Here is a 12,786-nt window from a genome sequence, read left to right as displayed (position 1 = left end):
GCTAACGGAGGTGGGGTTCTGCCGCTCTCTAGAAGTCGGCGACCTTGCCCCAGGCCGACGCCTCGAAGCGCCGTGGATCATAGGATGTCGCATCGACGATCGGTTCCGAACCGGTCACCAGATCGGCGACGAGATGGCCGGCGCCGGGCCCGATGCCGAACCCGTGCCCCGAAAATCCGGCAGCCAGGAAGAAACCGGGAACGGTGTGGATCTCACCGATGGCAGGCACGCCGTCCGGCGTGCTGTCGATGTAACCGGCCCAGGCCGCACTGATCCTGGTCTGGCGCAGAGCCGGCAGCAGTTCGAGAGCCCGGGCGTGGGTCAGGCGGATCGTCGCCCTATCCGGAACAGGATCGAGGATGCGCATCCGCTCCATCGGCGTCGGCTGGTCAAGCCGCCAGTGTCGGAGCGTTTCGTGGCCCGAGCGCATGCCCTGCAGCCCACCTGGCGCGAGGCTTCGCCACCGCTTCAGGAACATCGGCAGGAACTGCGACGAGAAACGCAGCTGCTGCGGCGTCACATCCACGCGGCCGCGTCCGCTTATGGCGAGTGTGTAGCCGCCGTCGCTGCGACGCGTGGCCGAGATCCTTGCCGTGTGCAGCGCATCCGGCAGACCTTCAGCGCCGGGCGAGACGGACAGGATGGAGGAACGGATCGACGCCTCCGGAAAGCGGAAGCCGAACTGATGGCAAAACGAGGAGGCCCAGGCGCCGCCGGCCAGGATCGCCACCTTGGTCCGGATGGTTCCGCTTTCCGTGACCACGCCGCTCAGGCGGCCGGCCTCGGTCTCGATACCGCGCGCAGCGCAATTCTGGTGCACGGTGCCGCCGAGCTTGAGGATGGCACGGGCGACCGAGGGCGCTGCGCGCGACGGGTCGGCGGTGCCGTCGCTCGGCGAGAAGACGCCGCCCTTCCAGGTCCGGCCCGTGGCGCGGCCCCGCTCGCTGGCCCCAGCGCTGTCGAGCATGTGCGTGGTCACGCCCGCCGTCCTGGCGAAGTCACGCCAGCGCGCCCAGCCGGCCAGTTCCGCCTCGTCATTGCTGAGATAGAGCAGGCCGCAACGGCGAAATCCGGTGTCCTCGCCGGTTTCCGTCGCGAAGCTGTCCCACAGATCGAGGCTGCGGGTTGCCATCGGCAGCTCGCGCGCGTCGCGGTTCTGCTGGCGGCACCATCCCCAGTTCCTGGAGGACTGCTCGGCGCCGATGCGTCCCTTTTCGACAAGCGCGACCTTCATGCCGCGCCTGGCCAGATAGTAGGCCGCGAAGACACCGACAATGCCGCCGCCGATCACCACCGCGTCCGCGGACTGTGGCAGTTGGCCAGATGTCTCGATTTGCTGCAGCGGCGCGCGCATGGTCTCTCTACCTTGAAGCGCCAATCTAGCGCGTTGCGCAGGCAGCCGCTGCTGCAGTTGAGGTCGAAGCAGAATTTTATTCCGGCAACCAGGCTGAAATCGGGAGTCGCTGCGTTTCAAAGCGGTGCCCGCTCGGTTGGACAGGCCAGCGGGCTGTGGTAGTGTCGATGGAAATTAGTACGGCAGCATTTTGTGCTGTGGCATGCGATCTTCGGAGACGGCCGTGAAACTGGATCGGATCGACATCAAGATTCTTCACGAATTGCAGAAGAACGGCCGCATCACCAATGTGGAACTGGCTGATCTGGTGCATCTGTCGCCAAGCCCGTGCCTGATGCGGGTCAAGAAACTGCAGTCGGAAGGTTACATCGAAGGCTATTCTGCGCAGGTCAACATCGGCAAGCTTGGCCAGACGCTGACCGTGTTCACCGAAATCACCTTGAAGAACCATCGCCAGGTGGACTTCGCCCGCTTTCTCGCCGTGGTGGAGAAGATCGACCAGGTCATCGAATGCCACCTCGTGTCGGGCGGCTACGACTATCTGATGAAATTCGTGACCGCCGGCATCGGCGAGTACCAGACGATCATGGAGCGGCTGACCGACATGGATATCGGCATCGACAAATACTTCAGCTTCGTGGTGCTGAAGTCGCCCATCGTCAAGGCGCACATGCCGCTGCCCAGCCTGTTTCCGATGTAGTTAGAGCAATTCCGAGGGGGTCCCGGTAGCCCAAAACCGCCCCACCGCTCTATCGGTGTCCGTACTGGCTGACGAGCTCGGGGTCGCGGACGAGGCCGTCGAGCCAGGTCGGGTCGAGCTTCGGCACTGAGGAGAACAGAAGCTTGGAATAGGGGTGGGTTGGCGCCGTCAGCTTGTCGGGTGTGATCTGCTCCACCCGCTCCCCATTATACATGACCATGATCTCGTCGCAGATGGCCTCGACCACGGAGAGGTCGTGGCTGATGAAGATGTAGGAGAGTCCCAGTTCGCGCTGCAATTCCTTGAGCAGCTCTATCACTGCGGACGCTACCACTGTATCGAGCGCCGAGGTGATTTCATCGCAGATGATGAGCTTGGGGTTGGCCGCCAGGGCGCGCGCGAAGTTCACCCGCTGCTTCTGGCCGCCAGAGAGCTCCGATGGGTGCCGGTAGCGCAGCGTTCTCGGCAGGCGCACCATATCGAGCAACTCGTCGACGCGCTTCGAGCGCGCCTGCCTGTCGAGCCGGTGATAGAAGGCCAGGGGGCGGGAGATGATGTCTTCCACGGGCTTCGCCGGATTGAGCGCGGTATCGGCATATTGGAACACGATCTGCATCTCGCGCAGCTGGTCCTGGCTGCGTTTCCTGGCGGAGCGTTGCAGATCCTTGCCGTCGAAGACGATGTCGCCGGCCGCCGCCGGATGGATGCCGGCGATGACGCGCGCCAGCGTCGATTTTCCGCAACCGGATTCGCCGATGACCCCGAGATTGCGCCCCTTCTCGACGACCAGGCTGACGGAATCGACCGCGCGGATAAGTGGCAGTCCGTCAGCCCGCACCGCGCCATAACCTGCCGTCACATTGTCGATGCGCAGCAGCTGCTTTGTCCCGGCATCCGCGTCCGCATGCGCTTGCCGCGGCTTCGGTTCGAAGGCGGCCAGCAGTTCGCGCGTGTAGGGATGTTGGGCAGCCGAAAGGATAGCCGCCGTAGTGCCGGTCTCCTGCACTTCGCCGCCTTTCAGCACCACGATGCGGTCGGCGATCTGTGCAACGACCGCGAGGTCGTGGGAGACATAGACACCCGCTACCCCGCCCGCCCGCATGACCGACTTGAAGGCCTTCAGCACGTCGATCTGCGTCGTCACGTCGAGTGCCGTCGTCGGCTCGTCGAAGATGACCAGCTTGGGATCGCTGATGAGCGCCATGGCCGCCGACAGCCGCTGCAACTGCCCGCCCGAAACCTGGTGCGGATAGCGGGCGCCGATCCCTTCCGGATCCGGCAACGACAAGGCCCTGAACAGCTCGACCGCGCGCTGGCGGGCCCGCTCTGGCGGCATCAGCTTGTGGATCCGTGTGACTTCGATCACCTGCTCCATGATCGTGGATGAGGGGTTGAAGGAGGCGGCGGCACTTTGCGGAACATAGGCGATATCGGTGCCGCGCAGCCTGGCACGTTCCTTTTCGGAAAGTGCTGCCATGTTCTTGCCGTTCACGTTGATCTCGCCGCCGGTGATCCGGCAGCCGGGGCGCGCATAGCCCATGAGCGAAAGCGCCACCGTGGTCTTGCCGGAGCCGCTTTCGCCGATCAGGGCGACGATCTCGCCGTCGGCGATGTCGAGGCTGACGCCCTTGATGATCTCGACAAGCCGTCCGGAGTCGGTCTTCGCCTCGATCTTCAGGTTCCTGACCTCGACGAGATTGCTCATGCGTCCCGGTCCCTGATCTTCTGCGGCAGGTTGTCGATCAGCAGGTTGACGCTGATGGTGAGGCTGGCGATGGCCAGCGAGGGCACGATGACGGCGGGGGCCGCGAAGGGCAGGCCGCCGATGTTCTCGCGCACCAGCGCGCCCCAGTCGGCGAGCGGGGGCTGGAGGCCGAGCCCCAGGAAGGACAGGCCGGAGAGCAAAAGCACGATGAAGACGAAGCGCAGGCCGAAGTCGGCCAGCACCGGGCGGATGATGTTGGGCAGGATCTCGGACCCGATGAGATAGACTGTGCTCTCGCCACGGACGCGCGCGACGGTGATGAAGTCCATGGTGTTGATGTTGACGGCGAGCGCGCGCGCGAAGCGGTAGGCGCCGGGGATGTAGATGACGGCGAGCGTCAGGATCAGCACCGGGATCGACGAGCCGACCGCAGCGACGACCACAAGGCCGAACAGCTTGCTGGGGATGGAGTTCATGGCGTCCAGGAAGCGGCTGAGGCAGGTGTCGAGCCAGCCACCGGTGACGGCCGCGATCATCCCCAGCACGACGCCCGAAAAACAGGCGATGGAGACGGCGGCAAGCGATATGCCGACGGTGTAGCGGGCGCCCATCAGAACTCGCGAGAGCATATCACGCCCCAGATAGTCCGAGCCGAGCCACAGTCCCTGGCGCATCGGGCCGAAATAGTCGTCGTCGACAATGTCGCCGATCGAATGGGGAATGACGTAGGGCGCTAAGATCGCGACGAGCGTCCAAGCCAGGATGACCAGCGCGGCCACGACGCCCACGAGGCTGTAGCTGTGGCCCAGGAAGGACCGTCGGGAGGTTGTCACGCGCGCTATCGTCATCTGAGCCTCGGGTTGGACATGATGGCGACGACGTCGGCGGCTGTGATGAGGAAGAGATAGCCGAGGCAGAAGATCATCGCGCAGCTCTGGATCAGCGGCAGGTCGCGGGTGGCGACGGCATCGACCATCAGCTTGGCGATGCCGGGATAGTTGAAGATCGTCTCGACGATGATGACGCCGCCGACCAGATAGGACAGCGAAAGCGCGACCGCATTGACGATCGGCCCGAGCGCATTGGGGAGCGCGTGCCTCAGCACCATGCGGCCGCGCGAGGCACCTTTCAGAAGCGCCATCTCGACATAAGGCGTGGAGAGCGTTTCGATCACCGCGGCGCGGGTCATGCGGATCATCTGGGCGGAGATGACGAAGGTGAGCGTGATCACCGGCATCGCATAGATGCGCACGAGATCGGTCAGCGAATGCGCTTCATTGACCGAGGACAATGCCGGCAGCCATTTGAGATAGACTGCGAAAAGCAGGACGGCGAGGGTCGCGACCATGAATTCCGGCACCGAGATGATACCGATCGAGAGAACAGTGACGGTGCGGTCGTAGACGGAGCCACGCAGCATCGCGGCGGTGATGCCGAGCGTCAGCGCCAGCGGCACCGAGAGCAGCGTGGTGATGCCGGCGAGCTTCATGGTGTTGACCAGGCGCCCGCCGATCAGCGTCGCGACTGGCATCTCGTTGGCGTAGGAGGTGCCGAGGTCGCCGTGAAGTAAGCCAAGAAGCCAGCGCAGGAAGCGCAGGATCGCTGGATCGTTGAGATGCATGGCCTCGCGCAGGCCAGCGACCGCTTCGGGAGTCGCCGCCTGGCCGAGCAGGATCGACGCGGTGTCGCCAGGCAGCATGCTGGTGGCGAAAAACACGGCGAACATGACGATCAAAAGCGTGACGACCGCGATCCCCAGCCGCTTCAGCACGAGGTTCAGAACCCCAGACTTCATGGAAGCGCTCCCTCCGGTTGTTCGGCCAAGCAATCTTGCGCAATGCAGTGCCGAGGACCGGCTGACCGGCCCCCGGCAGGCTTCTCCTAGGCTTCGAGCCAGAGATATTCCGCCATTGCGTAGCCCATCATGCCACCGAGCGGGTTCGCCTCCAAACCCTTCACCTTGCTGGAGAGGGCATCCACGTTGGAAATGTAGGCCGGGATGATGGTGCCGGCCTCCTCGGAGACCATAGCCTGCATCTGGCCGTAGATCTCCTTGCGCTTGGCCTGGTCGAGCAGGCCGCGCGCCTCGATGAGCAGCTTGTCGAACTTCTCGGACTTGTACTGGCTTTCGTTCCACGGCGCGTTGGACGCGTAAAGGAGCGAGAACAAGATGTCCGGCGTCGGGCGCGGATTGATGTTGCCGAAATGGATCGGCGCCTTGAGCCAGTAATTGTCCCAATAGCCGTCGGACGGAACGCGCTGGACGTCGAGCTTCATGCCGATATCCGCGCCGGCGGCCTGGATGATCATCGCCATGTCGATCGACGAGGTCGCGGCGTCGGAAGCGATCACCGGGATAGACTGGCCGAGCAGGCCTGCCTTCTGGAAGTGGAACTTCGCCTTGTCCGGGTCGAAAGCCTTCGGCTTGACGTCGGCGTTATGGAAGATATTCGCCGGCGAGACGGGCTGGTCGTTGCCGATTTCGCCGAGGCCGCGCAATGCCGATTTGACGATCTGCTCGCGGTTGACGAGATACTTCATGCCGGCCACGAAGTCGGCCTTGCTGCCGGGATCCATGTCGAGCCGGATGTTCAGGTCCGTGTAGTTGCCCGAGGTCGTCTTCGACAATTCGAAGCCCTGCTGGCCGCCGATGAGCTTCATCGCGCGCGGATTGATCGAAGCCGCAAAATTGATGTCGCCGGAAAGCAGGGCGTTGACGCGGGCGCTGTCGTCGCTGATGGCGATGAACTCGAAGGAGTCCAGGTAGGGCTTGCCCGACTTCCAGTAGTTCTTGTTCTTGGTGACCACCGACCGCACGCCCGGTTCGAATGTCTCGAGCACGAAGGCGCCGGTGCCATTGCCCTTGGAGAAGTCCGTGGTGCCGTCCTGGACGATCATGAAGTGATGCAGCGCCAGGATGGTCGGCAGGTCGGCATTCGGGTCGGCGAGCGTGATTTCGACGGTCGATTTGTCGACCGCCTTGAAGCCGGACATCTGGGCGGCGATCTTGGCGACCTTGGAACCGACCGCCGGATCAAGATGGCGCTTCAGCGAGTAGACGACGTCGTCGGCGGTGAGGTCCTTGCCGTCGTGGAACGCGACGCCCTTGCGCAGCTTCACGGTCCAGGTCTTGGCGTCCTTGCTGTCGAAGCTCTCGGCCAGTTCCATCTGCGTGACGCCATCCTTGTCGAGGAAAGTCAGGCGGTTGTAGAGCGAGCAGCAGCGGACATAGTCGGTGGAGAGCGACGCCTTTGCAGGATCGAGCGTGTCGGCGGTCGATGACGACCAGCCGGCCGCCTTGAAATTTCCGCCGGAAACCGGCTCGGCGGCGACGGCATCAGTGGCGCGGCCAAGCACCACGCTGCCCGCGGCAACCGCGGCGCCGCCGGCCAACAGCATCTTGAGAAGCTCGCGGCGGCTCGCGCCTCGCCGAATGGCGTTTTCGACCATGGCATCGTCTGCGCTGGTCCAGTTCGTGATCTTGTCGGTCATGTTATTCCCCTTTCTGTTTGTTTGGTCGGGATGCTCGTCTTGCTGCGGCTTTCCGGGCTTGGGCTCAGGTTCGTTCCTTCAGGCTTTCCCGAACGGCCGCCGCCAACGCGGCCATTGAGGTGAAATGGTAGTCCGGCATGGTGAAGCGCTCCGGCTCGATCGTGCCGCCATAGCCCTTCTGGGCATGCCGGCGCTCGATCCAGCAATTGGTCAGGCCAAGTGCCCGGGATATGCCGATGTCGTGATACTGGCTTTGCGCGACATGCAGGATGTCGTCCTTGCTGTCGCCCCGGGCGGCGACGAAATCGAAGACCTTCTGGAAAAACGCCGGATCCGGTTTCTCCGTGCCGGTGTCGTCGGCGGTGAAGGTGGCGAAGAAGGGTGATCCGAGTTGCTTCTCGAAATGGTCGAGCGCCCAGCGCCGGGCATTGGTCATGGCAATCAGCTTGTGGGATTTCGCAAGCTCGGCCAATGCCGCCGCGCTGTCGGGGAAACCTTGCCAGGTGCTGGCGGAGTCCCGCAGGCGGACGCCGTATTTCTCCTCGGCCGGCAGGCCGAGTTGCGCCGCGATGACCATGTAGACACGTACGAGATCGTCAGGGAACAGCCCCGCATCGGGCATGTAGCGGGCCTGCCGGTACAGGGCCAGCGCGGCTTCGCCATCGATGGAGACGCCAGCGTCGGCTGCAATCCCGGCCAGGCAGGCCGTTATGCCGCCTTCGAAGTCGATCAGCGTGCCGACGACATCGAAGGTCATGTATTTGAATTCGCTAAAGCCCCTGGCCAAGACTGGCTCTCCTCTGCGCGCGGCCGAATTGCATGGTGCTGAACAGAACAAAATTCCGTGCTGTCCATGGCGTCGGCCTTTTCAAAAGCCCGGAAATTTGGGCCTTCTGGCCTTGTCTTAGGAGCAGTCTGGCACTTCCCCCGCGCTGGATTCGCCGAAAAGGCGCAGGGCTGCGGCACAAAATTGCGAAATCGCCTGCCCCGGCGCTATTTCGAAACGCGCGGTATTCGTCTCCCGTCATGCCAGGGCCTGGCGCACATCTGGATCGTCCAGCGTCTGATCGAGCGTCCGGCGCGTGCGCTCGATGATCGCGTCGATGTCGTCGTCGGTGCAGCAGAGCGGGGGAGCATAGCCGAGAACCCCGTTGGCAAAGGCACGGATGATGAGGCCGTTGTCCCACGCCCTGTCGAAGACGCGCCGCGCGGGCGTGGCCGATGCGGGAAGTGGTGTCTTCTTCTGCTTGTCGACCACCAGTTCGATCGCGGCAAGCATGCCGCGACCGCGCACATCGCCGACGAGCGGGTGATCGCTCAGGCCTTCCAATCCTGCCATCAGGCGAGCGCCGGCCTTGATGCCATTCTCCAGAAGGCCGTCTTCGTAGAGCCTCAACACCTCAAGCGCGACGGCGGCGCTGACGGGATGGGCGGAATAGGTGTAGCCGTGGCCGACCGCCGAGTTGCCCGCACCATCAGCGATGACGTCATAGACATGATCGGCCATGAACACGGCGCCCATAGGAACATAGCCCGATGTCAGGCCCTTCGCGGTCGTCATGAAGTCGGGAACGATGTCCTCGTCCGTGCAGGCGAACAGGGGTCCTGTGCGGCCGAAGCCGGTGATGACCTCGTCGGCGATGAACAGGATGCCGTACTCCTTGCAGAGCTCGCGTATCGCCTTGATCCAGCCCTTCGGTGGGACAATGACACCGCCCGAGCCCTGGATCGGCTCGGCATAGAAGGCAGCGACCCGGTCCGGTCCGATCTCCTCGATCTTGGCCTTCAGCGCGGCGAGCGATGCGGCGATGATCGTGTTCGCGTCCTCGCCTACCGGGTTGCGATAGGGATAGGGCGAGGGGATCTTGTGTTGCCATTCGAAGGGAATGCCAAAACCGGCGTGAAAGGCGGGCAGAGCTGTCAGGCCCGCGCCGACCACCGACGACCCGTGATAACCCTGCTCGATGGAAATGAACTGGTTGCGTTTCGGCTCGCCCCTGGCATTCCAATAGTAGCGGACGAAACGGATCGTGCTGTCGACCGCATCAGACCCGCCGAGCGTGAAATAGACGTGATTGAGATCCCCGGGCGCGCGCTCGGCCAGTTCCGAGGCGAGCCGGATGGCCGGCTCCGAGCCGAGGTCGAAATAGGCAGTGGCGTAGGGAAGCTCGCGCATCTGCCGGGCCGCCGCCTCGACGATGCTGTCGTGGCCGTAGCCGGCATTGACGCACCAAAGCCCGGCGAAGCCGTCAACGAGCTGCCGGCCCGACGCTTCGGTCACGGTCGCGCCCTTCGCCGATTTCAGCACGCGCACGCCGAGCGCCTCGTGGCCGCGATATGAGGAAACCGGATGGATGAGATGGGCGCGGTCGAGTTCGATAAGGGAATTGGCGAGCATTGTTGTTCTCCGGACTAACCGAGCGCCTGGTTGGCGAGGGCGTAAACTTTTGACCTGGCCTGTTCCGCGCCATTCTTGGGCGGACGGTCCATGGCCACGCCGCCGCCGACATGTGCGAGGCCGATTTCCTCGAGCCAGCCGGCAATCCCGGTCCTGCTGTCGGTATCCACGCGCAGGAAGGCGCCGCGGCGCGGCGCGGCGAAGAAGGTGATCAGGTCTTTGGCGGCGTCGGCGCTTCCTGCGATGACCGGCCCGATTACCTCGCCGCGTCCAAACGGGCGGATCGCGGCATAGGCCTCGATGCCACCGTTGTGGCGGATGACGGCGAACTGGCCGCGCTCGGCCAGTGCATCGATCAGAGCTTCCCGGTCGGCGCCATAGGCGTCGCGGTCCAGGGCCTTGATTTCCGGCAGATCGTTGGTACCTGCTGCTTCCACGCCGTCGGGCGCGCCAAGCTCTGCAACCTTGCCTTGATGCTGCAGGATCGTACCGGAGGGCACGAAGCCCAATTTCTGGTAGAGAGGCATGCCATCCACCGTCGCGACAAGCCGCAGCGGACGGTCGCCGGCAAGGGCGAGGGCCTTGTCCATGAGCCGGCGCCCGAGCCCCTTGCCCCGCACATTCCTGTCGACGATCACCATGTTGATCATGGCGCAATCCGTGCCGTAGGGCGTTACCAGGATGGTTCCGGTGACACGGCCCTGGTCGTCGAGCGCGACCGCGCCGCTCGAGAGCTGCAGCGCCATCTGCCAGTCCTGCGCGCGATGCGGCCAATTCTCCTGGCGAGAAAGCGCTACCGCCCCCTCGATATGGTCCGGCCCGAAGGCCTGCAGTTCGATCTCGCCCTGCTGCATGAGGCATCCTTTCGTCTGCCCTCAAGTCTCGACCATTGGCGCGTCGCTAATCGTCTGAAGGCTTCGGCTTCGGCGATATCTTTCGCCGTAGCGCTAGGGGTGCGCCGCATCTTGTGCTGGCACTCACCGCAGCGGACGCGCTTCACGTCTCGCGCGGCGTCGTGCTCGGCACACCAGATGCTACAGCGTGCCAAACCGGATGGTGGATACGGAACTTTCTGCTTTCGGGAGGGCGATTTCGGTGAGGTGGGTCGCCACCTGTCGTCCTATGATGAAATGCATCCCAACGCGGATGTGCTTCCACCGGAGATCGACGGACATGGCTTCTTTCAGGCCCAAATACATCACCTTCGACTGCTATGGCACGTTGACCCATTTCCAGATGGCGGAAGCGGCGCGCGATCTCTACGGCAGCCGGCTCGACGAGCCGCGCATGCAGGATTTCATCAAGAACTTCGCGGCCTATCGGCTCGACGAGATCATGGGCGACTGGAAGCCCTATGCCGATGTCGTCCACAACGCGCTCGAGCGCTCCTGCAAGCGCAACGGCGTCGCCTTCAGCGTCGACGACGCCAGGATGGTGTATGAGCGAGTCCCGACCTGGGGACCCCACGCGGACGTTCCGGCCGGCCTGGCGAAGGTGGCCAAGGAGATTCCGCTGGTCATCCTGTCCAACGCCATGAACGCGCAGATCATGTCCAATGTCGAGAAGCTGGGCGCGCCGTTCCATGCCGTCTACACGGCAGAGCAGGCGCAGGCCTACAAGCCCCGTTTCCAAGCCTTTGAATATATGCTGGACATGCTGGGCTGCGGCCCGGAGGATATCCTTCACTGTTCGTCGTCGTTTCGCTACGACCTGATGTCTGCCCACGACCTCGGCATCAAGAACAAGGTCTGGGTCAATCGCGGCCACGAACCAGCCAACCCGTACTACGGCTATGTCGAGATCGCCGACATTTCGGGTCTTCCAGGCGTGGTCGGTCTCTGAAACAGGCGGATTGCCGATGAAATTGGTCTCCTACTGGCACGACACCGCCCCTGTCTTTACCGGCGGGGCGCAAGGCCCGGTCGAGGGGCACTACGATGCCGCCATCATCGGCGGCGGCTTCACCGGACTCGCCGCGGCGCGCCAACTGGCGAAGGCCGGCGCGAAGGTGGCAGTGCTGGAGGCGGAGCGCGTGGGCTGGGGCGCATCCGGTCGCAATGGCGGACACCTGAACAACGGCCTCGCCCACAGCTACCTTTCGGCCAAGGCGGAGCTCGGCAAGGAACGGGCAATCGCGCTTTACCGGGCGCTGGACAGTTCCGTCGACACCATCGAGGCGCTGGTCGCCGAGGAAGGCATCGACTGTAACTTCCGCCGCGCCGGCAAGCTGAAGCTTGCCTCCAAGCCGCAACATTTCGAAGCGATCGCCCGCAATTTCGAAGCCCTTCATGTGGAAGTGGATCCGGATACGGCACTGCTGTCTGCGGCCGATCTCAGATCCGAGATCGGTTCGCCCTTCCACGGCGCGATGCTGTCGAAGAAGAGCGCCATGATGCATATGGGCCGCTATGTGGCAGGCCTGGCCACGGCCGCCGCCCGCCACGGTGCGGTGATCCACGAGAACGCGACTGTGACCGACCGCAAGCAGGCCGGTGGCAGGCATGAGCTCATCACCTCGCGCGGCCGGATCAGCGCCGACAATGTGCTGGTGGCGACCGGCGCCTACACCACGCCGAATTTAGGCTATTTCCGCCGAAGGATCATCTCCGTCGGCAGTTTCATAATCGCCACGCGGCCGTTGAGCGACGCCGAGATCGCCGTGACCATGCCCGGCAACCGGACGTGCGTGACATCGATGAACATCGGCAACTACTTCCGGCTTTCGCCGGACAGACGCCTGATCTTCGGCGGCCGCGCGCGCTTCTCTGCGACATCGGACCAGCGCTCCGACGCCAGGAGCGGACAGATATTGCAGGCGGGCCTCGCGGCGATCTTCCCGCAGCTCGCCAAGGTCGAGATCGACTATTGCTGGGGCGGGCTGGTCGACATGACCAAGGACCGCTTTCCACGGGCCGGCTACCATGATGGGGTCTGGTATGCGATGGGCTATTCCGGCCACGGCGCACAGCTTTCCACCCATCTCGGCATGATCATGGCCGATGCCATGCTTGGCCGCGAGGACCGCAATCCACTGAAGGGGCTCGAGTGGCCCTCCATTCCCGGCTATTCCGGCAAGCCCTGGTTCCTGCCGATCGTCGGCTTCTACTACAAGGCGCTCGACCGGATCCAGTGACCGT

Annotated in this window: 11 protein-coding genes; 3 read left to right on the top strand and 8 right to left on the bottom strand. The window is 63.8% G+C overall.

Going from position 1 to position 12,786, the window contains the following annotated elements; translation table 11 throughout:
- Nucleotides 1–28: 28 nt before the first annotated feature.
- Nucleotides 29–1,354, bottom strand: coding sequence for an NAD(P)/FAD-dependent oxidoreductase (locus tag AC04SI_RS08080; RefSeq protein ID WP_488474082.1), 1,326 nt, complete (start codon nt 1,352–1,354; stop codon nt 29–31).
- A gap of 223 nt (nt 1,355–1,577) precedes the next feature.
- Here AC04SI_RS08080 and AC04SI_RS08075 point away from each other — a divergent pair, with 223 nt between their 5' ends.
- The gene (locus AC04SI_RS08075; protein ID WP_127407051.1) at nt 1,578–2,054 is read left to right on the top strand and encodes an Lrp/AsnC family transcriptional regulator; all 477 of its coding nucleotides are present in this window, start codon (nt 1,578–1,580) and stop codon (nt 2,052–2,054) included.
- 49 nt (nt 2,055–2,103) lie between these two features.
- On the opposite strand, the gene AC04SI_RS08070 is transcribed toward AC04SI_RS08075, so the two are convergent.
- The 7 genes from AC04SI_RS08070 to AC04SI_RS08040 all read right to left on the bottom strand — a co-directional run bounded on the left by AC04SI_RS08070 (nt 2,104) and on the right by AC04SI_RS08040 (nt 10,503).
- The gene (locus AC04SI_RS08070) at nt 2,104–3,759 is read right to left on the bottom strand and encodes an ABC transporter ATP-binding protein (protein WP_404276075.1); all 1,656 of its coding nucleotides are present in this window, start codon (nt 3,757–3,759) and stop codon (nt 2,104–2,106) included.
- Nucleotides 3,756–4,607 (bottom strand): ABC transporter permease, encoded by an 852-nt coding sequence (locus tag AC04SI_RS08065; protein ID WP_404276073.1) that lies wholly within the window; start codon nt 4,605–4,607, stop codon nt 3,756–3,758. The genes AC04SI_RS08070 and AC04SI_RS08065 overlap by 4 nt, the downstream gene beginning before the upstream one ends.
- Nucleotides 4,604–5,554 carry an ABC transporter permease gene (locus AC04SI_RS08060; RefSeq protein ID WP_404276071.1) on the bottom strand — a complete coding sequence of 317 codons (951 nt, stop codon included), beginning with the start codon at nt 5,552–5,554 and terminating at the stop codon, nt 4,604–4,606. The genes AC04SI_RS08065 and AC04SI_RS08060 overlap by 4 nt, the downstream gene beginning before the upstream one ends.
- Before the next feature lie 86 nt (nt 5,555–5,640).
- On the bottom strand, nt 5,641–7,251 hold the full coding sequence (locus AC04SI_RS08055; RefSeq protein ID WP_404276069.1) for an ABC transporter substrate-binding protein: 1,611 nt from the start codon (nt 7,249–7,251) through the stop codon (nt 5,641–5,643).
- Nucleotides 7,252–7,315: 64 nt separating this feature from the next.
- Nucleotides 7,316–8,008, bottom strand: coding sequence for an HAD-IA family hydrolase (locus tag AC04SI_RS08050; protein WP_404276462.1), 693 nt, complete (start codon nt 8,006–8,008; stop codon nt 7,316–7,318).
- Between the two features lie 267 nt (nt 8,009–8,275).
- A complete protein-coding gene (locus AC04SI_RS08045) occupies nt 8,276–9,649 on the bottom strand; it encodes an aspartate aminotransferase family protein (RefSeq protein WP_404276067.1) in 1,374 nt (457 codons plus the stop codon).
- 14 nt (nt 9,650–9,663) lie between these two features.
- Nucleotides 9,664–10,503: a GNAT family N-acetyltransferase gene (locus tag AC04SI_RS08040; RefSeq protein ID WP_404276065.1), complete on the bottom strand. Its 840-nt coding sequence runs from the start codon at nt 10,501–10,503 to the stop codon at nt 9,664–9,666.
- A 319-nt stretch (nt 10,504–10,822) separates the two neighbouring features.
- Here AC04SI_RS08040 and AC04SI_RS08035 point away from each other — a divergent pair, with 319 nt between their 5' ends.
- Nucleotides 10,823–11,491 (top strand): haloacid dehalogenase type II, encoded by a 669-nt coding sequence (locus tag AC04SI_RS08035; protein WP_404276064.1) that lies wholly within the window; start codon nt 10,823–10,825, stop codon nt 11,489–11,491.
- A 16-nt stretch (nt 11,492–11,507) separates the two neighbouring features.
- On the top strand, nt 11,508–12,782 hold the full coding sequence (locus AC04SI_RS08030) for an NAD(P)/FAD-dependent oxidoreductase (protein WP_404276062.1): 1,275 nt from the start codon (nt 11,508–11,510) through the stop codon (nt 12,780–12,782).
- Nucleotides 12,783–12,786 lie beyond the last annotated feature (4 nt).

The sequence above is a fragment of the Mesorhizobium sp. CNPSo 4689 genome, assembly GCF_057784325.1.
Note: the sequence above shows the minus strand (reverse complement) of the source record. Positions and strands in the feature narration are given on the sequence as shown.